The 23,082-nt window shown below is 34.0% G+C and carries 19 protein-coding genes and 2 pseudogenes; 14 read left to right on the top strand and 7 right to left on the bottom strand.

Annotated features, from left to right (window positions below):
- Positions 1-2 precede the first annotated feature (2 nt).
- The 3 genes from LZ578_RS11870 to LZ578_RS11860 all read right to left on the bottom strand — a co-directional run bounded on the left by LZ578_RS11870 (position 3) and on the right by LZ578_RS11860 (position 5,041).
- Positions 3-1,517, bottom strand: coding sequence for a response regulator (locus LZ578_RS11870; RefSeq protein WP_235145373.1), 1,515 nt, complete (start codon positions 1,515-1,517; stop codon positions 3-5).
- Positions 1,510-3,429 (bottom strand): sensor histidine kinase, encoded by a 1,920-nt coding sequence (locus tag LZ578_RS11865; RefSeq protein ID WP_235145372.1) that lies wholly within the window; start codon positions 3,427-3,429, stop codon positions 1,510-1,512. Before LZ578_RS11865 ends, LZ578_RS11870 begins: the two co-directional genes overlap by 8 nt.
- Before the next feature lie 256 nt (positions 3,430-3,685).
- On the bottom strand, positions 3,686-5,041 hold the full coding sequence (locus LZ578_RS11860) for an extracellular solute-binding protein (protein WP_235145371.1): 1,356 nt from the start codon (positions 5,039-5,041) through the stop codon (positions 3,686-3,688).
- A 224-nt stretch (positions 5,042-5,265) separates the two neighbouring features.
- Here LZ578_RS11860 and LZ578_RS11855 point away from each other — a divergent pair, with 224 nt between their 5' ends.
- The 7 genes and pseudogenes from LZ578_RS11855 to LZ578_RS11825 form a co-directional block, all read left to right on the top strand.
- Complete coding sequence (locus tag LZ578_RS11855; RefSeq protein ID WP_235145370.1) at positions 5,266-6,150, top strand: carbohydrate ABC transporter permease; 885 nt, start codon at positions 5,266-5,268, stop codon at positions 6,148-6,150.
- Positions 6,151-6,154: 4 nt separating this feature from the next.
- Positions 6,155-7,333 (top strand): carbohydrate ABC transporter permease, encoded by a 1,179-nt coding sequence (locus LZ578_RS11850; protein ID WP_235145369.1) that lies wholly within the window; start codon positions 6,155-6,157, stop codon positions 7,331-7,333.
- A gap of 161 nt (positions 7,334-7,494) precedes the next feature.
- Positions 7,495-9,297, top strand: coding sequence for a right-handed parallel beta-helix repeat-containing protein (locus LZ578_RS11845; RefSeq protein WP_235145368.1), 1,803 nt, complete (start codon positions 7,495-7,497; stop codon positions 9,295-9,297).
- A gap of 29 nt (positions 9,298-9,326) precedes the next feature.
- Positions 9,327-11,569: pseudogene (locus tag LZ578_RS11840) on the top strand (alpha-galactosidase).
- A gap of 66 nt (positions 11,570-11,635) precedes the next feature.
- Positions 11,636-12,091 carry a hypothetical protein gene (locus LZ578_RS11835; RefSeq protein WP_235145367.1) on the top strand — a complete coding sequence of 152 codons (456 nt, stop codon included), beginning with the start codon at positions 11,636-11,638 and terminating at the stop codon, positions 12,089-12,091.
- 11 nt (positions 12,092-12,102) lie between these two features.
- The gene (locus LZ578_RS11830) at positions 12,103-12,372 is read left to right on the top strand and encodes a glycoside hydrolase domain-containing protein (RefSeq protein WP_235145366.1); all 270 of its coding nucleotides are present in this window, start codon (positions 12,103-12,105) and stop codon (positions 12,370-12,372) included.
- A gap of 29 nt (positions 12,373-12,401) precedes the next feature.
- Positions 12,402-13,277: pseudogene (locus tag LZ578_RS11825) on the top strand (DUF4091 domain-containing protein); the annotation flags it as partial.
- 310 nt (positions 13,278-13,587) lie between these two features.
- Here LZ578_RS11825 and LZ578_RS11820 read toward each other — a convergent pair.
- Both LZ578_RS11820 and LZ578_RS11815 read right to left on the bottom strand, forming a co-directional pair.
- Positions 13,588-13,734, bottom strand: a complete 147-nt coding sequence (locus LZ578_RS11820; RefSeq protein WP_235145364.1) for a hypothetical protein — start codon at positions 13,732-13,734, stop codon at positions 13,588-13,590.
- A 206-nt stretch (positions 13,735-13,940) separates the two neighbouring features.
- The gene (locus LZ578_RS11815) at positions 13,941-15,131 is read right to left on the bottom strand and encodes a coenzyme F420-0:L-glutamate ligase (protein ID WP_235145363.1); all 1,191 of its coding nucleotides are present in this window, start codon (positions 15,129-15,131) and stop codon (positions 13,941-13,943) included.
- 130 nt (positions 15,132-15,261) lie between these two features.
- Between LZ578_RS11815 and LZ578_RS11810 the strand changes: the two genes are divergently transcribed.
- Both LZ578_RS11810 and LZ578_RS11805 read left to right on the top strand, forming a co-directional pair.
- A complete protein-coding gene (locus tag LZ578_RS11810; protein ID WP_235145362.1) occupies positions 15,262-16,107 on the top strand; it encodes a sulfurtransferase in 846 nt (281 codons plus the stop codon).
- 133 nt (positions 16,108-16,240) lie between these two features.
- Positions 16,241-17,518, top strand: a complete 1,278-nt coding sequence (locus LZ578_RS11805; protein ID WP_235145361.1) for an HlyC/CorC family transporter — start codon at positions 16,241-16,243, stop codon at positions 17,516-17,518.
- 55 nt (positions 17,519-17,573) lie between these two features.
- Here the strand turns inward: LZ578_RS11805 and LZ578_RS11800 are convergent, their stop codons facing one another.
- Both LZ578_RS11800 and LZ578_RS11795 read right to left on the bottom strand, forming a co-directional pair.
- Positions 17,574-18,227, bottom strand: coding sequence for a YitT family protein (locus LZ578_RS11800; RefSeq protein ID WP_235145360.1), 654 nt, complete (start codon positions 18,225-18,227; stop codon positions 17,574-17,576).
- A 451-nt stretch (positions 18,228-18,678) separates the two neighbouring features.
- Positions 18,679-19,473, bottom strand: a complete 795-nt coding sequence (locus LZ578_RS11795; protein ID WP_235145359.1) for a MurR/RpiR family transcriptional regulator — start codon at positions 19,471-19,473, stop codon at positions 18,679-18,681.
- Positions 19,474-19,618: 145 nt separating this feature from the next.
- Between LZ578_RS11795 and pfkB the strand changes: the two genes are divergently transcribed.
- The 5 genes from pfkB (at position 19,619) to LZ578_RS11775 (ending at position 23,068) form a co-directional block, all read left to right on the top strand.
- Positions 19,619-20,557 carry a 1-phosphofructokinase gene (gene pfkB, locus LZ578_RS11790; RefSeq protein ID WP_255763889.1) on the top strand — a complete coding sequence of 313 codons (939 nt, stop codon included), beginning with the start codon at positions 19,619-19,621 and terminating at the stop codon, positions 20,555-20,557.
- A gap of 5 nt (positions 20,558-20,562) precedes the next feature.
- Positions 20,563-21,537: a PTS fructose transporter subunit IIC gene (locus tag LZ578_RS11785; protein WP_396326684.1), complete on the top strand. Its 975-nt coding sequence runs from the start codon at positions 20,563-20,565 to the stop codon at positions 21,535-21,537.
- Between the two features lie 56 nt (positions 21,538-21,593).
- Positions 21,594-21,983, top strand: coding sequence for a hypothetical protein (locus tag LZ578_RS12765; protein WP_396326683.1), 390 nt, complete (start codon positions 21,594-21,596; stop codon positions 21,981-21,983).
- A gap of 25 nt (positions 21,984-22,008) precedes the next feature.
- The gene (locus LZ578_RS11780; RefSeq protein WP_235145358.1) at positions 22,009-22,458 is read left to right on the top strand and encodes a PTS sugar transporter subunit IIA; all 450 of its coding nucleotides are present in this window, start codon (positions 22,009-22,011) and stop codon (positions 22,456-22,458) included.
- Between the two features lie 166 nt (positions 22,459-22,624).
- Positions 22,625-23,068: an OsmC family protein gene (locus tag LZ578_RS11775; protein ID WP_235145357.1), complete on the top strand. Its 444-nt coding sequence runs from the start codon at positions 22,625-22,627 to the stop codon at positions 23,066-23,068.
- Positions 23,069-23,082 lie beyond the last annotated feature (14 nt).

Genomic DNA, 23,082 nt, shown 5'->3' with positions numbered 1-23,082 from the left:
TATCAAAAATGAATATTTCGATATTCTTGAGGTGTGTACCCAGTCATTTCTTTAAATACTTTGGCAAAATATCTAGGGTTATTGTATCCGACCATTTCTGAAATTTGATAAATTTTTAGGTTTTCATCACTAAATAAAAGTTTTGCTTTTTTAATTCGTAAATTTGTTAAATAATCTATAAAATTTATACCCACTTTATTTTTAAATAAGCGACTTAAATAAACAGGACTGATATAGAAGTTTTTTGAAAGAGTGTTCAACGTTAAGTGCTCAGAATAGTGGAGTTGAATATAATTTTCAATTTGAGCAATCAATTCAATCGATTGACTAGGTACTTCTAATTTGGCTTTTTTTAAGATTTCATCAAAATATTGAATTACATATTGTTCTATTTTAAATATATTTATTTCATCGTGAATATAAATCAGTATCTCACTAAGATTTGTATGGCGCTCCGTCTCAGAAAATGAATAAGATTGAACGGGTGTATCCATTTCTAATACTAACTCTGTACAAAAACGTTGAATATTCAATAAAGGATTGGATTCATTTTGTTGAATAAGAAATAGAAAATTTTTGAAGGTCGGGATTAATTGTGAATGGTTTTCAGATAGTAAGAGTTGAATGAGTGATTGAATATATTTTTGATTATGGTTATTTTCTTCACTATAAATATCTTTTATATTATCGTAACTGATGATCCCGCTAGAATTACGAGCGTTTTGATAGCGAGCAGCTTTACCAGCTTCTGAAGACGCTTTATACACTCCCTTATACCCTGAATGTTGCTTGGAAATTCCAATAGCAATTTTTACCGTAACGATTAGCGATTGGAATAAACCTAATAAATCCGAATACAAATAATCAGGGGTAATCGTGGACTCTATAATAATTAATAATTCATGTTCTCTTAATGGAATGATCCAACAAGGTGAGTATTTTTCTTCAAGTAAAGCAGATAACGTAGTTCCTGTTGAATTGGTATTAATATTTTGTCCGATTACTCTTATAGCAATAATGGGAATAGCTATATTTAAGCAAGTCTTTACTTTTTCTGAATCATATGGCAATCCATTGACTAAATTCATGATAGTCGTTTGTGCCATAATTTTATAAAAATCAGAATCATTGATTATTTTTTCTTGATCTAACATTTTCTTAGTTTTTTCTAATACTTCATCCAACTCGTTAAAGTTAATAGGCTTATTTAAATAATCAATAGCCCCTAAACGAATGGCTTGTTGTGCATAGGAAAAATTTTGATAACTTGATAATATGATTGATTTTATTTGTGGAAAATCTTTTTCTACTAATTCAATTAATTCTAAACCATTTTGAATAGGCATTTGTATATCTGTAATTACTAAATCAACCATTTTTTCTTCCAGTACCATTAAAGCTTGATTAACACTAGTAACTGCCTCTACTACTTGGAAACCAGCTTTTTTCCAGTCTACAAAACGAATAAGTCCTTCTAAGACGATATCTTCATCGTCTACTAATAGAATTTTATACATGATTTAGATTTCCTTCCTCATTGGACATAGTTGTTGGAATGATTAAAGTGACACTTGTCCCAATACCTAACTTACTTTCAATATTAATTTGGTACTGATCTCCATAGAAAAGTTTAAAGCGTTGATTAATATTTTGTATACCAATATTTTCTTTATTTATTTTAGGATCAAGTAATGAATCTTGAATGCTTTTTAATCTTTCTTGATTCATTCCCAGTCCATTATCTGTTATGGAAATAAATAGCTTTTCTTTTTTGTGGAGAGAAATATCAATCCAAATGCTATGGTCTTTACTTATTTTTTCAGGAAAAGCATGTTTAAGTGAGTTTTCAATAATAGGTTGCAAAGATAAGACTGGTAGATAAAATTGTGTTGGATTCACTGTAGAATTTTGATAAAGGTTTATTTTATTTTTGAATCTAAAGTTGATAATATCTACATAAGAGGTTGCATATGATAAGCTTTCACTTAACATCTCACCATGAGAGTTAATATTGGTCATCATCCGCAAAAGTTGACAAAATTTTTCGATCATATTCGCAGCATCACTTTTTCCATTTGTTTCATACAAGCACTGCCACCTAATAATATCTAATGTATTGTATAAAAAATGAGGGCTGATTTGCATTTGTAGGACATTTAATTGAGCATTCTTTTCACTTAACTCTAGATTTTTTTGATTAATTTCGGAAATATAAACTTGCTCAATAAGTTCTTGCATATCGAGAACCATTTTATCAAATTGAACACATAAATCACCTACCTCATCTTGGCTCTTTGATTTATAGGTTGCTGAAAAGTCACCTTCACTAACACGTTGCATTGCTCTAATTAATTTTTTGATTGGATTGGAGACACTTGTTGCGGTTAGATAGAAAAGAATAATTCCAATAATCAGAACAAAAATCAGGATAATCGTATTTCTATACCCAATTGATTTGACATTTTCCAAGACGGAATCTTTATAAGTGAGATTAACGATGTGTAAAGGAAAGGCTGAATTTCCACTGTAACTAGCTATAATTTCTTTGTTATGAACATCCAGAAGAGTAAAGCCTTGATGATTTATAAAAATTTGCGAAAGCAAACCTTTTCTCATTTCAGGAAAAGCAGGTCCTGAAGACTGAGCATGGATTCCCTCAACTAATCCATTTTCCCCAACAATATATGTATTTCCTCCATCTTGATTAGAATATTCCTCCATCATATTTGAAAAATATGATGGATAAATACAACAAACTAAAACTCCAAGAGGTGTTTTAGTACTAGGTTCGAATAATTGATAACTTAAAACCACACTCCCAATTAACCCCACAAAATCACTCCTCTTTTCAAAAAAAAGCTGAGAGGTTTCATTTGTTCCATCTATCCAAGTAGGGTAACCATTCCCTTTAATTGTTTCTTTGTAGATGTTACTACTGTAAAAAGCAGATAAATCTTTTACGAGTACAGTAGAAGAAATGCCATCATATCTCGCCACACTATACTGTCTATCGTTCGTAATCAAAATTAAAGATTTAATTCCAGAACTATTATTTTGAATCGTAGCTAGTTGTTGTTTTACTAATTGAGTATTTGTTTCTATGTTGGAAGAGGTCTGCTCAATAGCCAAATTTTCCTTAAGAGCAGTCAATAAAGAATCATTTTGAGTGATTTTGGTCATGTTCGTTTCAAAACGAGAGGCTTCTTGTTCGAGTTTAAACTGAGCATTTCTTGTAAGCATAGAAAGATAATTACGATTACTTTGCTCGATCTCTTTTGCGTAACTATTTTGATTAAATAAAGTTATGAAAATGGTGGGTATAATAATTAGTGAACAAAAAACAAGTAAAAGTCTTGAAAATATATGAACTTTTCTTAGTTTTTTTATTAAACTTTTTACAACTTTAGATTGAGCTATCTTATTTCTCATCTTACTTCCTCGCAATTTCATCATTATTTTTATTGAAGTTATTATAAGAATGATCTTATCTGAAGATGAATGTAGACTTCCAGATAAATGACACATTTTTGGAAAGCGTTACCAAAAGTCTGCATACATTATGTTTTTATCTCGAACCTATTAATCATTTTATCATATAAAAAAGAAATCTGTGTCCTTTAAAAATAAGGATACAGATTTCTTTAAATTTTTGTTGAAATTTATTTTTATATTGATATATAAAATCTTATTCTACTTTATTTAATTCGTTGAAAGACTCTAAAACTTCTTTTTCAGCTAATTCTTGTGCTTCTCTAAATTCTTTTTCAGGATCTGCATTTGGATCAGCTAATATTTTTTGAACGGCGCGATCAACATAAGAAGCAAAATCAGCTTTTCCATAAAATTCAAATCGACCAATGTCATTAGCTTCTTCTAAAACTTGATCGTATTCCTCAGGGAAATCACCAAAATCAGAGGCACTCATATCTGTTCTTCCTAAAATAATTGGGGCGAGTGCTCCTTTACCAGCAACATTTTCATAGAAAGCAGTTCGTTGTTCATTACTCATAAACCAACTGATATATTCCCAAGCAGCATCTTTTTTGGCTTGACTTGTTTTAGCATTAATCAAGTAACCGCTACCACCAATGGCAGTTACAGGTTCACCAGAGGAACCCACTGGCGGAATGATTAAACCAATATCATCTATATCCATTCCTTGGTTTGCCACATCTTTGATCCAATCGGTTGCAAAAGGCATCATCGCAATTTTATCTTGGCTAAATTGAGTCAGCAAATCACCAAATTTTAGTGTACGATCACTTTGCAATACTTTACTGGAAGCAAGCTCTTGATAGTATTCAGCAGCTTCAATCACTGCAGGATCTGTAAAGGTTAATTCGATTGTGCCATCTTCATTTTCTTGAGTTAAGTCTCCACCTGCTTGCCATACATAGTACTGGAAGAACCATTCGGTCCATTCAGCAGTCAAGGTAGCATATCCAGCAATTTGTTTTTCGGGATCATTTATTTTTTTAGCAATTTCTAAGGCTTCATCCCAATTGGCTGGGGGATTCTCAATTCCAGCTTCTTTAAATAGTTTTTTATTATAACCAAATAACATAGGTGATATTTCATTTGGTAAAGTATACATATTCCCATCTTTAGTAAACATGTCTAAATACGTTTCATTGAATTGACCCGATTCATCCCAGGAATCCATATATCCGTTTAAAGGTTCCACTACTCCTGCAGCGATAAACTTATCTATCATTGTAAATGAGGCTTCAATAAAGTCTGGTGCCGTTCCTGAAGAAACCGCTTGATAAAAATCATTTCCTGGATCGCCTTCTTTTACAACTTTGTTTAATTTAATCCATGGATACTCCTTTAGAAAAGCTTGTTCTTGTTCTTCTCTAAATTCATCAGCACCTCGACTTACTTCCCAAACAGTTAACTCGACAGTTTCTTGTTCCCCTCCACTGACATTTGCTGAAGAATCTGTTTGGGAGTCCCCAGAAGTTTCATTCCCACATCCTGCTAGTACAGTTGCTATGATACTAAAACTGGTTAATAAAGAGATGAAGCGTTTCTTTTTCATAATATTTTTTCCTCCTCATAATTATTTCTGTTAATACAATACAAGTATAGGGTAGAAATAAATTGATGTAAACGTTACATTATCAACTCTTATAGGCAAAAAAATCAACGTTTACTAATTTTAATAGAAAAATGATAAAAATGTTGAGTTTTTTAGTTGATAATGTGTATCTGAATTTTCTGAATTATTTGTTACCATGAGTACACAGAAAGGATGTTTTATTAATGAAAAAAAGCTACCAAAGTTATTTTTGGCGACAAAAAATGACACCTTGGCTTATTCTCTTGGTTCCAGTTATTTTTACTTTATGGTTAAAATATTACCCAATATTAAAAGCATTCTATATTTCTTTTTTTGATTATGATCCGATTAATCAACCTGGTAATTTTGTTGGGTTGAGTAACTATCAAAATATGCTTCATACACAACATTATTGGCAATCATGGATGAACACCGCTGTATTTTTACTTTTACAGATTTCCATGACCTTTTTTATTCCGATTATTCAAGCTTTATTTTTAAATGAATTAACAAGATTTAAAGGTGTTTTGTCCACTCTTTATGTCTTACCTATATTAATTCCTACTACCGTAAATGTGATAATCTGGAGATGGGTTTGGCACCCAGATTATGGTATAGCTAACCAATTAATGAAGTTGTTAGGGTTAGGAACTCAAACATGGCTAAGTGATCCTAATTTAGTTAAATTTTGTATTATTTTTCCTGGTGTGATTGGTGGAGGAGTAGGTGTGTTATTGTACCTTTCTGCTATTCAAGGAATATCCACTGATATTTTTGAATCAGCCTCTCTAGACGGTTGCACAGCATGGAAAAAGATTTGGTATATAATCTTGCCTAATATACGCTTTATTATATTCATTCAACTCATTATTGCTGTATCAGCATCGATTCAATTATTAGATGCTCCATACATGTTTGCAGCAGGTGGTCCAAGTGGTGCTTCGACTACTCAAGGAATTTATATCTATAATACATTCAATAATGATTATAACTATGGGCGAGGGTCTGCTGCTTCAGTAATATTGATGCTAGTCACATTGACTGTAACGGCTATTCAAATGCGTTTTGAAAATACAGAAAAGGGGTAAAGAAATGAAAAAAATAAAGCCATCTTTAGGTGATCAATCTTTAAGAATTGTAGCGATTATTATTACTACGTTATCGGTGCTCTTTATATTATTTCCATTCGCCCTAACAATTAGTAATTCTATGAAAGACAATTCTAAAATTTACGACACACCACCTAAGTTAATACCAGATGCTGCTCAATCATTAGATGTAGTTTTAGACTACACTCAGCTAGAGTCACCTGATTCTTTAGAAGAAATGATTCAAAAAGACTTAGTTAGTATTATGTTTGGTGCTTATACAAAGTTAAATCGTGAATCAATTTTTGAAATTAATTTTTTTGGAGTGAAAGAAGGAAAAACCATTTTTCACTCTCGTGCTCATCAAGTAGAGCTTCAACTTGAAAAGGATTATGGTATTTATGAAGGAACCGTTATTAATAAAGATACTTTATTACATAAAGATCGAGCAGAGCGAACTGCAACTAAAATTGGTTACGAATTTAATGAAGATGGTTTAGAAAAACAAGTTGCTCCAACAATTAGCCAACTAGATATTCAAGAAAAGATTATTGGTTTTACAGAAGAAAAATTACCGATTGTAGGGCAACTTAGTATTTCGAGTCTGACAAAGAAAAATTCTTTGCTACTAGAAAGTTTCGTACACTATATGAAATTACCACAGTATGTCTACGGTAATAATGAAAAAATTGCTAAATATGGCTTCATGACCTTTGTTTTCAATACAGTTTTAGTAATTAGTTTTGCAATTATCTCTCAAGTATTATTGTGCTCGATTTGTGCTTTTGTCATTAGCCATCTTCTTAGTCCTAAGGCAGCCAGATGGACTTTACTTTTCTTCCTTGGTGCAATGATGGTTCCATTCGTTAGTATCATGGTACCCCAGCTAATCATGTACCGAGAGATGGGAGCGTATAATAATTATGCAGGATTATTATTACCATTCTTGTATCCATTTGGTTTTTATATCTACTTATTTAAAGGCTTTTTTGATCGTATTCCTGGTTCTTTCTTTGAAGCTGCTCGTTTAGATGGTGCTTCCAACTTCTTTTTGTTTACAAAAATATGTATGCCTCTCTCAAAACCCATCATTTCGATGATTGCTTTACAGACTTTTTTAGGAAATTGGAATGATTTTTTTGGGCTTGGATGGTTACCGAACGTCAAGATTTATGGACGCTAAATGTGGCTCTTTACAGCCTGTCTAATAATACAAGTACGAAACAGAATACTTTAATGGGGATTGCTCTCGTCACAATTCTACCTGTTATCATTGTGACCTTACTCTTCTCTAAACAATTAAAGGCTAATATCATGTCCTCTGGTGTGAAAGGATGATGATTAATGAATCACTTTAATCACAATAGCATCATCATTGATTTACCAACAGGTGTCGGTCAAATTGTCGATATTACTGAATGGGGAGCAAAAGCTGAAAATGGATTTTGTAATACTTTAGCGATAGAGCGGGCTATTGCTTACTGTAAAGATAAGCCTGAAGTAACACTTTTAATACCTAAAGGAGTATACCATTTCTATCAAACGGACTTAACTTACTTTATTGGTTTGCATCATTTAAGTGATTTTACCATTGAAGGTTCTGGTAGTGAATTTATTTTTCATCAAGCAAAAGACTTTCTTGATATCAAATTCAGCAAACGCCTCATGATAAAGAATCTTATATTAGATTGGGATTGGAACGCGGGCGCTTTAGCTAGTGTTGGTGTCATTAAAGAAGTGGGAAATAAAGGCTCTTATCTAGATATTCAATTTCCCGGATATGATGTCATCGATTCTAATATGGACATTCGTATTGTAGGGCCGTTTGATCCTAAGCGCTATACTCCTGGAGCTGAAGGAGGAATTGAATTTCGGCCTTACGAAAATCAACATACCAAAGCTACTTCTGATGCAGAGAGTAATAAAGAAATGACTGCACTTGTACGAGAGTTAGATAATATTTTGTCAAAAAGAATAGAACGTGTAAATGATAATACACTAAGAATGTTTCCTCAAGATTCGTCTTGGGCTGTTAATCATTTTCATGAAGGAGATTGCTATAATTTTCGTCATTTTGAGTACGATTGTGAAGCAATCAGAACGACTAAAAGTTCTCATATTACCTTTGAACGTGTAACGATATACGGCTGTCCCGGTGGTGGTTTTTTAAATGTTGGTTCCGTACATCATTTGCATTTTAGTCATTGTAAAATTCAGCCACGACCAGGAACGTTCCGAAGCATTTCGGTATCAGTCGATTGTTTACATGTAGGTAATTCAAAAGGCTACATTATAATTGAAGATTGTGATTTTTCAGGCGCGGGAGATGATTGCGTTAACCTCCATGATAACTCGAGTATGGGTATTACTAAAATAAATGATGATACAATTCTGTTGGAACGCGTTAATGAGGATAAACTACAATTTGAAATTGGTGGTTCCATTGAGATTAGGATGCCCGACTTGTCTCCAAGTGGTTATTCGTCAAGAATCACTAAGGTTCAGTATTTTCCTGAAAAAAACAATTGCCAACTACAGTTAGCTTTGCCACTTCCTAGCAACCTAGTAGAGGATTGCATCGTTTTTAATCGAAGTTATGGGACTGACTATTATATTATCCGTAACTGTCGCTTTACAAATAACCGGGCACGGGGGTTATTGTTACAAGGAAGCCATGGTATTGTAGAAAATAATACTTTTGAAAATATTCAAGGTGCAGCAATCCAAATAGAGACCGGTAGTGAAAGCAGATGGAGTGAAGGACAAGGAGTAACAGATCTATTAATTCAACATAATATCATTCGTCACTGTGATTTAAATGCATGGCAAATGGCAGTAATTTATATGGGTGTTTATTTACCAAAAGGAAGAACGACTTATCCAATTTTTAAAGATATTGAGATTGCCCATAACACGATTGTTGACTTTCCTCGCCTTGCTTGTTTCTTGTCATCCTGTGAAAATGTTTGGGTTCATGATAATGCGCTAATAAATGGGGGACAACGTGATTATAGCTGTGCCGACTATGGCTCTAGTACAATGGAATTACCTATTTACAATGAAAAATATGAAGGAGTCATTCAATTTTCGCACAGTAAGAACTGCTTAGCCGAAAATAATAATATTTTCAATACCATGTTGAACTAAAAAAATAACAAGCAAAGGACAAAGTGAAGATGAATCATGAAGCCCATATTTATTATGAAGAAGAAGAGCAAACGTTTCACCTCCAAAATAATTTCTTTAGTTATATTTTTAAAGTAGATTTTAATGGTAAATTAATTCAACTTTACTATGGTAAAAAAGTTACTCATCGGTCAAGTTTTAATTATTTATTGGAAGAATCAAGCCGACCAATGTCGCCAGTTTTAAGTGAACAGCATCCTTTCTACTCTTATGATAATTTGAAACAGGAATTACCTGAATATGGTCGGTCAGATTTTAGAAAAGCTGGCATAAAGGTACTTCAAGAAAATGGTTCAGAGATAACCGACTTAACTTACCAGAGTCATCGTATTTTTCAGGGGAAGAATCTCTTAGAAGGATTGCCTGCAAGCTATGCTGAAAACATAGATGAATGCGTAAGTCTCGCGATTACCTTAAAGGACGAGCTTTTGCAGTTAGAAGTAATATTAAATTATACTGTGTTCGCTGATCACAGTGCACTTGCTCGAAGTACATGTATAGTAAACCACGGACAAAAAGAGCTACTATTGACGCGGTTGATGAGTCTTAATTTGGACTTACCAGATAAAGAGTACGATTGGATGCAGTTATCAGGTGCATGGGGGAGAGAGCGTCATCTCGTTACGAAAGCTTTAGATTATGGTGTAGTAGAAGTTAGTTCTAATCGCGGACATAGTAGCCATAACCACAATCCCTTCGTTACATTGAAAAGAAAGACAACAACAGAATTCAGGGTGAAGCGATTGGTGCTATGTTCGTTTACTCTGGTAATTTTTTGATACAAGCTGAGGTAGATGCCTATGATGTTACGAGATTACAAATAGGTATGAACCCAGAGTCGTTTTCATGGTTGCTAGAACCAGGTCAATCCTTTCAAAGTCCAGAGGTATTACTAGTATATTCGAATAAAGGGCTCAATCAGATGAGTCAAACGTACCATAATCTATTGAATAGTAGAGTTGTTCAAGGAAAATGGCGACATAAACCCAGACCTATTGTCTTAAATAATTGGGAAGCAACTTATTTTGACTTCAATGAGGAAAAGTTACTTTCTATTGTCGAAAAAGGCAAGAAAGCAGGAGTTGAATTATTTGTTCTTGATGATGGTTGGTTTGGTCAACGAAACAATGATTATACCGGCCTAGGAGATTGGGTAGAAAATAAAGAAAAACTTCCTGACGGATTAAATGGGCTAGCTAAAAAAGTTAATGATTTAGGAATGGCATTTGGTTTATGGATTGAACCCGAGATGATTAATAAGGATTCTGATTTATACCGCAACCATCCTGAGTGGTTATTGCATACGCCAGGACGTATGGCTAGCCCTGGACGTCAACAGTATGTATTAAACTTTGCCAATGAAGAAGTTGTTACCTATCTATTTAATAAAATTTCTAACCTTTTGTCTTCAGCCAATATTACTTATATTAAATGGGATATGAACCGTAGTATCTCTGAAGCCTTTGATGCGAGCCGTAGTAGCAAGCAACAAGGTGAAGTTCATCACCGTTATATTTTAGGTGTGTATCAGTTGTATGAACAACTTATTAATAGGTTTCCAGAAGTGTTATTCGAGTCCTGTGCTTCTGGTGGGGGTCGTTTTGACGCAGGGATGCTTTATTACGCACCTCAGGCTTGGGCTAGCGACAATAGCGATGCCATTGATCGTTTGAGTATTCAATATGGAACAAGTCTCGCTTATCCGCTATCTTCAATCGGTGCCCATGTGTCTATTGTGCCAAATCATCAAGTTAATCGCGTAACCTCTCTTAAAACAAGAGGGAATGTAGCATATTTTGGGGCATTTGGTTATGAGTTAGACTTAAACCGTTTATCAACGGAAGAATTTACTGAAGTAAAAAAACAAATTACTTTTATAAAGGAATATCGTGAATTATTGCAATATGGAAATTTTTATCGTTTAGCTTCTCCTTTTGAAGGAAATATTATTAGTTGGATGGTTGTTTCAAAAGATAAAAAACAAACAATCGTTGGTTACTATAAAAAATTAAACGAAGTCAACGTTTCATTTAAACGTGTCCGATTATTAGGACTAGAGCCAACTATAAACTATCAATTAAAAGGGACGAGTCAAAAATTCCATGGGGATGAATTGATGAATATTGGGTTATTAACAACAGATGCCTCATCTGGGCAATTTCAAGCCTCTTTAGGATTTGGTGAATCGGTTGATTTTGATTCAAGGATATTCATCTTAGAGGCTGTAGATTAAAAAAACTATCAACATTAGAAATTTAACCTGAAAGGGTTATGGGGTATGAAAAAGGAGTGGTTTTTGGTGCTTACAGATAAAGAAACGTTAGAAATGGTTGTGTTAAGCTCATTAGATAAGGTATTTGATGAGGGCCCCAGTGATGGGAATCAAATTTCTGAAGGAATGGCATTAATTGACGAAAAGTTTTCTTTCCAAGTAGCGTTTAAAGGAAGTGAAAAGCTAAATTTTAAGATAGAATCAAACACTCTAACAGAAGTGAATATATTTAAAGTTGGGCAGGTTATGTCGCATTTACCAGTCAACGAAGGACATGATGAAGATATTCTAAAAGGGATTCCTGGACTTTTTCCGGATGTTCTCTATCCTGTCACGCTACCGACTGAAGTGAATGGTACAGCGGGCCAATGGCATAGTTTTTGGATTGAAATATCGGCCGATAGTGAATTGGTTGGTAATCATGAAGTGGATTTAATTGTCGAAGGACTTCCTGCCAAGAAGTTAAAAAGATATTTACATTAACAGTCCTACCTTTGCAACTACCACCTCAAAAGTTAATTCATACAGAATGGTTTCATACAGATGGAATGATTAGTTATTATGGAGTAGAAGTTTTTAGCGAAGATTACTGGGAGTGGGTAGAAAAATATTTAGTGATGGCCGTAGAACATGGTGTAAATATGATTTTAACACCAATTGTGACACCACCATTAGATACTGAAATAGGTGGAGAACGTCCTACAGTTCAGTTAGTGGGGATTAAAAAAATGGGAATTTATTTACATTTGACTTTACGCAACTAAATCGTTGGTCTAAATTATGCCGCAAAGTTGGGATTAAATATTTAGAGATGGCTCATTTATATACCCAATGGGGAGCTAAAGCTGCACCTAAAATAATGGTAGAAATTGATGGTGAAGAAGAACAATTATTTGGTTGGGAAACGGATGCGAGTGGGAGTGCTTACCGTGAATTTTTAAAACAATTTATACCTCATTTGATTAATTGGATAGAAGAAAATGATTGGAAAGACCAAACGTTTTTCCATACTTCTGATGAACCCACTATGGAAAATATCACCTCTTATGCGCAAGCAAGTCAGTTCTTGAGACAATTGATTGGTGATATACCCGTTATTGATGCTTTATCCGATTATGATTTCTACCAAGAAAATTTAGTTGATATTCCAATACCCGCTAGTGACCATATTGAACCATTTATTGAAAATAAGATAAGGCCACTATGGGTCTATTACTGTGTATCACAAAATAAAAAAGTATCAAATCGCTTCTTTGATATGCCTTCCTATCGCAATCGGATTATAGGCTATCAGTTGTATAAATATGATATCCAAGGCTTCCTACATTGGGGCTACAATTTTTATTTCACACAATTTTCAAAGCAAGCAGTGGATCCTTTTACTGAGACAGATGCCGGAGGAAACTTTTCGTCAGGAGATTCGTTTCTTGTTTATCCGGGTAAAGATCAGCCACTACCTTCTATTCGTTTAAAAGTATTCAATGAAGCTTTGCAAGATTTAAGAGTCTTACACTTATTAGAGTCCTATATAGGAAAAGAAGCAGTAATAGAACTTCTTGAAAAGAATATTGAGCCGTTAACGTTTTCGAATTACCCTAGAAATAGCCAATGGCAATTAAAAATAAAAAGAGTTGTTTATGATCGATTACAATTTTATATTCCAAAATAAAATGAATTTTCTATTAAGAATATGTTTATAAATAGGTGTTTACATCTATTATAAAGGTAATTCATCCTTATTCATCACTTAGATAAGTAGTACCTTATTTCCTTTACAGAAAGGAGATAGGGTACTACTTTATTTCATAAACCCTTCCTATAAATATTATTTTTTGAACAAGAACTCTGTTTCAATGAAAGCTTAATGGAAGTCTGCTAAAGTAAAGATACTTAATAAAAGAAGATTCCCTTATTAAGCAAGGTATTAATGTTCATAGGCTATTTGGTGATTGATATTCCGTATGTTTTTCTTTTGGCAGTTATTGCTCTTGTACAAATTTAATTCCCTTTGTAAGACCTATCATTGGTACTATTCCAGCAATTATTGTGGCTTTAACTATTTGAAGTGGAGAAGCCAGAACTAACTGTTTCTGTATTTCCATCATCAATATTTTTTTTGAAATCATCACTGATACTCTTATTTCTTCCTCGAATGTCTAAATAATCACAACCGTTAAGAATATAGAAGAGTTTAAGCAGGAAACAACGGTAGTAATTGAATAGATAACAGGCTGTAAAACCACAAAACACCTTTCTTACGCTCATAAGTACTACTTGAACGTAAGAAAGATGTTTTATGCTGAAGGACTCTAGCGTCCTATCAATTTCTTTATTAACTTGTAAAGTTATCGAAGTATCCTTGAATATGAACGATAGGAGTTCCTTTATCGCCACTTCCAGAAGTTAAATCAGAAAGACTACCAATTAAATCGGTTAGTTTTCGAGGAGTCGTTCCTTGTGCTTCCATCGTACCAACTAGATCGGCGCCTTTATTTTCAATGTAATCAGAGATAGCAGCTTTTAAGTCGTCTCCCTTTAATTCAGAGAAATTATTATCAGCTAAATATTTCAATTTCACTTCACTAGGTGTTCCATCTAAGCCCTCTGTGTAAGCAGGAGAAACAACTGGATCAGCAAGTTCCCATATTTTTCCAACTGGATCTTTAAAAGCTCCGTCTCCATAAATCATGACTTCAACGTCTTTTCCAGTTTTTTCCTTTAAGACTCTTTGAATTTCGTCCACAACAGGTTGGCTGTTGCGAGGGAAAAGTTTTACGCTTTCTTCTGTTGCTTTGTTGGATCCCAACAAACCAAATTTCTCATTATAGCCACTACCATTTATTGGTTTTGCTAAGATTTCATCTAAACTAAATACTTTTTCAGCACCATTTGCAAGAAGAATTCTCTTTGTTCTAAAACGAGAATGGATGTCACAAGTGAGCACATTTTTTGTATAGTCTAAAATCGATTGAGGATTGTTTGAGAAAATCACTTCACATTCCACACCATATTGTTCAACTAGTGATTTGTAATATTCTATATAGTCTACACCGGTAAAAGTATGTTTGATGTAACCAAAATGATTTCGGAATTCTTCTTCGGTCAATAGATCTGTCCAAGGGTTGATTCCTTTTTCATCAAGTAAATCCAAATCTACTAAGTGATTTCCAACTTCATCAGAAGGATAACTCAACATTAAAACAATTTTTTTTGCTTTTTTAGCAATACCTGATAAATTAAGTGAAAAACGATTTCGACTTAAAATAGGAAAAATAACTCCAATGGTATCATCACCAAATTTTTCGTGTACATCCGATGCAATATCATCAATAGATGCATAGTTCCCTTGTGCCCGAGCAACGATTGATTCGGTAATCGAAACAATATCTCGATCCTGAATAGAAAAGCCTTCAATTTCAGATGCTTTTAAAACAGTTTCCACAACGATTTCTTCAATTTTGTCTCCCTGGTTAATGATGGGACTACGAAGACCTCTTACTACAGTTCCAACTATTCTTTCCACTAGTATCGCTCCTTAAATTTTAAGTCTTATTCTATTTTACTACAAATTGAAGCGAGAAACATGAATAATTAGAAATTTTTTTAATATATTTATGAGATAATAGAAAAAAATGAAAAAGGAGCCTATAAAAATGGGATTTCTAATAAAGAAAGAAGAAGTAAAAAAATTATTGAATCAAACAAATGTGAAAATAATAGACTGTCGTTTTAGTTTGCAAAATTCATCCGAAGGAAGAAACTTATATGAAAAAGGACATATTCCTGGAGCCTTTTATTTTGATTTAGAAAAACAGTTATCTGGACCAGTTTCGGAACATGGAGGGAGACATCCTCTTCCTGATTTAAAAAAACTCCAAAAAGAGGTTGAAAAGATAGGAATCGATCGTGACCAAAAGGTGATTGTATACGATGACGGAGAAATGGCTTTTGCATCTCGAGCATGGTGGTTGTTAACGTACATGGGTCATGAACAGGTTTATTTATTGGAACAAGGATTTCAAGGATGGGAGAAAGCGGGATATCCATTATCCACAGAATCCCCTCAAGTAGGGAAACAAACTCATTTTGAAGTTACAATTAAAGAAGAGATGCTTACTTCTTATAAAGAAATAAAGCAGATGATATCTGAAAAAAATGAAGCGATAACGTTAGTAGATTCGCGAGCGAAAGAACGATATCTGGGAGGTTTTGAACCTATGGATCGAATATCGGGACATATTCCTGGAGCCATCAACAAAGTCTGGACAGATGGGCTAGAGGATGGAGTTTTTAAAGGAGAACGTGAGCAGAAGAAGCGTTTTTCAGAATTAGATGCAGAAAAACCTGTGATTGTATATTGTGGCTCGGGAGTTACAGCCGTTCCAAATATTTTAGCTTTAAAGATGGCAGGTTTTCAAAATGTGAGTCTGTATGCAGGAAGTTATAGTGATTGGGTTTCTTATCATGAAAACCCTGTAGAAAAGGATTCGGAAGTATAGAAGGCTCTAAAGGTTAAGGAAAAATGAAGAATCGTACATTATTATTGTATTAAAATGAAATAGATGCTACTTTATAACTACTCATTTGTTGTATAATAAAAATAAGAAAGATTATAAGGGGGAATTCTGTCTAATGGACAGTGACAGTAGTAGTAGTATAATGACGATTGTGATTTTGGTGGTGTTACTTTTATTATCGGGGTATTTTTCTTCCTCGGAAACAGCTTTTACATCGGCCAATCGAATCCGATTGCGAAATGATGCAAAAAAAGGAGATAAGCGTGCAGAACGCACATTAAGTCTTACAGAAGATTATAACAATGTTCTTTCTACTATTTTAGTAGGAAATAATATTGTAAATATTGCTTCTTCATCCTTATCAACCATTCTTTTCATCAGTTATTTCCCGCAATATGGTGTAACGATTTCCACAATCGTCATGACTATACTTGTATTAGTTTTTGGTGAAATTACTCCGAAGGCAATCGCAAAAGATCGACCAGAAAGAGTCGCTAAGTTTGCCACACCCGTTTTAAGTGTTTTAATGAGAATTTTAAAACCACTTAATTGGATTTTTGCAAAATGGAATAACATGTTGGCTAAGCGTCTACAATCAGAAGATAAGAGAATTAGTGAAGAAGAGCTTTTATCAATTGTAGATGAAGCAGAAAACGGCGGCTCACTGGAAGATGATGAACATCAATTAATTCGATCTGCTATCGAATTTCATGATTTAGAAGTGGATAGTATTCTTACACCGCGTGTGGATGTGGTGGCTGCTGATCTACATGATACAGACGAGGAAATACAAGAAACTTTTGACGAACATGGCTACTCACGAATCTTGTTATATGATGATTCTATTGATGAAGTACGTGGTGTTCTACATGAGAGAGATTTCAATCGTTATATGCGTAGAAAAGCAAAAGGGGAAGCAGAGTTATCACCAACTGAATCAATGAAAGAAGTAATTTATATTCCGGCCATGATGAAACTATCTCGACTGTTGAAAATCATGCAACAAAGCAAGGCACATATGGCTGTAGTTTCCGATGAATACGGTGGTACAATAGGGATTGTGACGATGGAAGATGTTCTGGAAGAACTGGTAGGAGAAATTTGGGACGAAACCGATGATATCGAAGAAGAAATCATCCTCCTTAAAGAAGGGAAATATCAAGTACGTGGGGAAGCTAGTCTTGAAAAAGTATTTGATCTATTTGAACTTCAAGGGGAAGAAATTTTTGTTTCCAATACAATCAGTGGATTCGTTTCAGAAATGTTAGGTCGTTTTCCCAAAGAGACCGACCAAGTAACTTATGGCAATATGTTGGTTCATGTAATAAAGGTAAAAGACACAAGAATCTTGGAAATAACAGTAGAGAAGAATCAACTAGAATTTACAGGATAATAAAAAAGAGGGTAGAGCAAATTTGCTCCACCCTCTTTTTTTAAAATATAATTTGTTAAAGAGTCTCTTCAACAGAAGAAGGCTCTATTTTTTCAGCACTCTCAATCCATTTTCCAAAAACATTTAAGAAGAATTGCATGATTGGTCCCATAAATAAAGAAGTGACGATCGTGCTAATTCCAATTGTGGCTCCTAGTAGAAAACCGATTCCCGAAAACAGAAAATCAAGAAGTACTCTAGCTACTCGAAAGGATATATTTGGACTGATTTTCTCAATTAAAATTAAAGGCAAAGCATCATAGGGAGAGACTCCCAATTCAGGAGCCATATATAGAGCAGCACCAATACTTAAAATGATAATTCCAATAACGGTAAATAAAATCCGTATACCAAAGTTTTCCATTTCACCAAATGTATCTGTAAAGATAGATGTAATAAAGTCAGAAATATATCCAACCAATACCATATTGAAAAGAGTTCCCCAGCCAATATTTTTTCTAGCAAAAATAAAAATTAATAGAAGGAGTAGTGCATTCATTATCAAAGAAACGGTTCCAAATTGAATTCCTAGTAAGGAACTCAGACCTAGATTAAAGGTAGAGTAAGGATCCGTTCCCAGATTAGACATGCGTAAGAAAGATACAGATATCCCAATAAATAGTACACCGGATACCATCATTAAAAAGCGAAGTTTTTTATTAGTTTTCATCTCAAGTTCCTTTTTGTAAAAGTAATAGTTTCTTAAAAACAATAGATTTATAGTATGGCTTATCTGCAATAAAGTCAAGACTATAAGACCAGATACTTTTTGTACTCAATTTATTCAGACAGGATTTTAGTTATTCCTCTATCTTTGTCCAAAAAGTTTTCCATTCGGACAAAGGTAGAGGAAAGGACCTCTAGCGTGTCCTAATGACACTACTTTTTTGGTGAAACAGATACAATAAAACATAATTTAGACTAAAAAGTAATATAGACTTGATCTTTGTCCGAATAAATAAGTTTTAACTACGATTAAGGCGTTATTAAGACACTCCTACTAAAAGATAATCAATTTGTGTACAGATAAAGACTTATTAAGACAAAGAAAGGTGAAATGGAATTTCTGTTGTCTTAAATGAGTTTTAATGACTCTAACGATGATTTTTCTATTTAAACAATTAGATCTCTTCATAGCGAATAGCATAGGCATCCATAAGTGTTCGAGCGATTACTTGTAGAGGTAAACGCGAACGAACCTCATAATCTGGAAAATAAGAATAAGGTGATTTGAAACCAATAAAAGATAAAGTTGTATAGTCTAATAATTTGCCAGATGCATTGGCAGTAATGGAGATTGTTTGAATGTGATTATCGACACAATTTTTAGCAGCTTGAACTAATTCTTCCGTTTCACCATTTAGAGAAATGAAAATTACAATATCATTCAAAGAAAGTCGCTTGCTAATAGTACGAACGATATTTGGATCATCGTGTAACTCGCTATACTTTCCGAGTAGTTGAAATTTTATAACCATTTCCTTTGCAATCAATTCAGAAAAACCTCGAGCAAAAATCATTACACGTTTAGCTGATTTAATACTTTGGATTGCATCTTCAATAGTTCCACTGTCCAACATTTGAATAGTTCTTATCACTTCTTGTTCATTTTTTAAAATTGCTTCGCGAATTTTTTTGTCAATTTGATTCATATTATTGAATTTAGGATTGTTTTTTTCTTGTGCACGAAGGTGATATTTAAAAGCAGTGTATCCTTTAAATCCAATCTTTTTCATTGTGCGGATAATGGTAGCCGTTGAAACATTTGCTGATTCACTGAGCTTTACAATAGAAAGTTCTGGAATATCTTCGAGATGATCATCAATGTAGCTTAGTAGATATTTTTCAGAAGAGCTGAGTGTCTCGATAAAATCAACAGAGGTTACTTTTGATTGAGGTATAAATGAATAGATCATAAATTAAATCCCTTCCTTTTTTAAAGATTGTAAATTTTTTCATAATACGAGAGGTATATAAGCACTTTTGAAAACCTTTACATATAATTGTCTATTATAATGAATTATAAGGAATGATGGAACAAAAAGAAAGGAGGAAGGTAAATTGTTTTATACATGTACTACTAATCCAGCGATAGATTTATTTATTGCGACGAAGACAATGCAACCTTCTATAGTCAATCGTACGTTAAAAGATGAGGCACAGGCTAATGGAAAAGGGGTCAATATTTCTTTTGTACTAAAAATGTTAGGAATTGAAAATATTGCACTAGGATTTCTTGGAGGTTTTACCGGAACGTATATCGAAGAGGAATTACAAAAAGCAGGAGTTCAAACTGATTTTATAAAAGTGACTGGACAAACTCGCATCAACGTATTTACTCGAGTAGAGGAAGAAAATACTGAATATAAACTAGTTAATCAAGGTCCAATGATTTCTAAAAAAGAGTTAGCACAATTATTACATCAAATAAAAAAATTAAATTCTGAAGATACTTTGTTTATTTCAGGTAGTAATCCTAAAGGCGTAGATGATTCATTCTTATTGGAAGCGGCTAGGATTTCTCAAGAAAATGGTTTCCGACTTATTTTAGATTCTAGCTCCAAAGTAGTATTGGAATGTTTACAATATCGGCCAGCGCTTATAAAACCAAATGATGAAGAACTCGCTGCTTGGTTTAATTGTGAAAAATTAGATCAAGAAGAATTATTACAATACGGTAAAAAATTAATTGAAATGGGAGCGCAACGTGTCTTGCTTTCGTTAGGAGAAGAGGGAGCAGTTTATATCGAAAAAGATAAAATGACCTTTGTTAATGCAGCAAAGGGAAAAGTGATTAATACAGCTTGCTCTGGAGACACTTTATTAGGAACCTTCATGGGAATGCTTTTAACAGGACACGAAGTAGAAGGAGCGTTGCTTAAAGCAAGTGCAGCTGGAAGTTCCACAGCATTTTCTTCAGGATTAACAGATTTCACTGATGTAGAAGAATTAATGAAACAAATACAAGTAACCCAAGTAAAAACAGAGAAAGGGAAGTGAAATAAATGGCAAATTATCAATTAATAGCAGCAACAGGGTGCCCAACAGGGATTGCCCATACGTATATGGCACAAGAGGCTTTAGAACAAGCAGCGAAAAAGAAAGGTATTACCATAAAAGTAGAAACACATGGTCAAATTGGAGTAGAAAATGAACTAACGACTGAAGAGATAGCAGGTGCAGATGCAGTTATTATTGCTTCAGATAAAGACGTTAATGCAGAACGCTTTGCTGGGAAACGGGTAATTGATGTTTCAGTTGGAAGAGGAATTAAAGAAGCAGATAAACTCATTCAAGATGCTTTAGATGGAAAAGGAAAAGTGATGGGCGGTACTACAAAATCAGTCAATGGTAGTACAGAAAACAGTGGTACTGATCAATCAGATCGAGGTTCTTCAGCGAGTATCGGTCGTCAGATATACAAGCATTTAATGAATGGTGTCTCCCATATGCTCCCGTTTGTAGTAAGTGGAGGTGTTCTTGTTGCGATATCATTCTTATTTGGAATTTACTCAGCTGATCCAACAAGTGATCAATATAGTCAAATTGCAGCGACTCTAAAAGATGTTGGAGGAACCGCAATGGGATTGATGGTTCCAGTTTTATCTGCATATATTGCGGAGAGTATTGCAAAACGACCAGGTTTGGTAGCTGGATTTGTTGGTGGAATGATTGCATTAAGTGGTGGAACTGGTTTCTTAGGAGGAATTGTTTCTGGTTTTCTTGCAGGGTTTGTAGTATTACTATTAAGCAAAATGCTTAAAGGGATGCCTCATTCTTTAGAGGGATTAAAAGCTATTTTTATTCTACCCGTTTTAGGGGTACTCATTACTGGGGTTGGAATGGTCCTTCTTTCTCAACCGATGGAAGCAATTAACAATGGAATGATGGATTTCTTAGCTGGGTTCCAAGATTCAAACCCTATTGTACTGGGACTAATAGTTGGGTGTATGTGTGCATTTGATATGGGGGGCCAGTAAACAAGGCAGCTTATGTAACGGGAACAGCGTTACTAGCACAAGGAAATACTGCTTTTATGGCTGGTGTATCAGCAGCCTGTATTGCACCACCGCTGATTACGTCAGTAGCTGTATTACTTTTCCCTAAATACTTTGATAAGGATGAGCGTAACTCTGGTCTGGTAAACATCATTTTGGGCTCAACTCATATTACAGAAGGAGCGATTCCTTTTGCAGCTAAAGATCCTTTAAGAGTGTTACCTATTATGATGATTGGTTCATCAGTAGCTGCTATTCTTACATACATGTTTGGTGTACAAGTTCCAGCACCACATGGTGGATTCTTAGTATTGCCAGTTGTTACAGGTGGATTACAATGGGTACTATCTATTTTGGTAGGTTCACTCATTGGAGGAGTATTACTAGGTATGGTACGTAAATTAGCTTATCAGAAAGTAAAAGTATAATTAAAAAAATTTGAAAGGAGAAAAAATGACACAGTTAAAAACAGCAATTTTTATAGAACAAAATTTTTCAACTCAAGATGAAGTCTTTCATTTTTTAGCAGAGAAAGCAGCTACAGAAGGTTTTACAAATGATGAAGAAGAGGTTTATACTGCTCTTGTCAAACGTGAAAAAGAAGGAACGACAGGAATGATGAATGGATTTGCAATTCCTCATGGAAAAAGTACTGCCATTACAGAACCTGGAATTTTAATTGTTAAATTAAATCAAGGGATAGAATGGGAATCTATGGATGGAAAACCAACCAATTTTATTTTGTCCATGCTAATTCCAGAAGTTCAAAAAGGGGAAGGACATTTAAAAATCCTATCCCAAGTTGCACGTATGTTAATGAAAGAAGATATTAGTAATGAACTGAAACAGGCTACTAAAGCTGAAGAGATTGAAGAAATTATGAATCGACAAATAAACTTTTAGATAATGAAGAAGAAACTGGGATATTTATCTCCGTTTCTTTTTTTAATAATCAAGTTAAATAAATCACAAAAAAATTTAAAAGTAAGCACCTATAAAATAAAACCGCTTTCATTAACGCCTTCAATATGTTAAAATATGAGCAAAGAGGAAAGAAGGAGGCATTATCATGGCAATTGAAACATACAAAGCTTTAACGGAATCGCAAGAAGGGTTAAAAGTTAAATGTACTTCTAGAGGCATGAGTTTTATTTTAGATGAGCCAGAAAACTTAGGTGGAACAAATGAAGGAATGAATCCAGTTGAAGCTTTGCTTTCTGCACTGGGTGCTTGTAAAGTAATCGTTGCACGTTCATTCGCAAGGTCTCAAAAAATTAATTTAAAATCCATCACTTTAGAAGAAGAAGGCGAATTAGATCCAGATGGTTTTACTGGGAAAAATAAAGAAGCCAAAATTGGATTCTCTAAAATCACTTCGAAATTTCATATTGAAGCAGATAACACGGAAGAAGAAATCCAAAAGTTCGTTGAGTTCATTGAAAGAACCTGCCCTGTACAAGATTCCTTAGTAAATTCGCCAGAAATGGTACACGAGATTCATTTAAATAAATAAGTAAATCAAAAAAG

Origin of the sequence: Jeotgalibaca sp. MA1X17-3, assembly GCF_021513155.1 — a bacterium.
Taxonomy (GTDB): domain Bacteria; phylum Bacillota; class Bacilli; order Lactobacillales; family Aerococcaceae; genus Jeotgalibaca.
The sequence above is the reverse complement of the archived record's forward strand: the minus strand, read 5'-3'. Positions and strand labels throughout refer to the sequence as shown.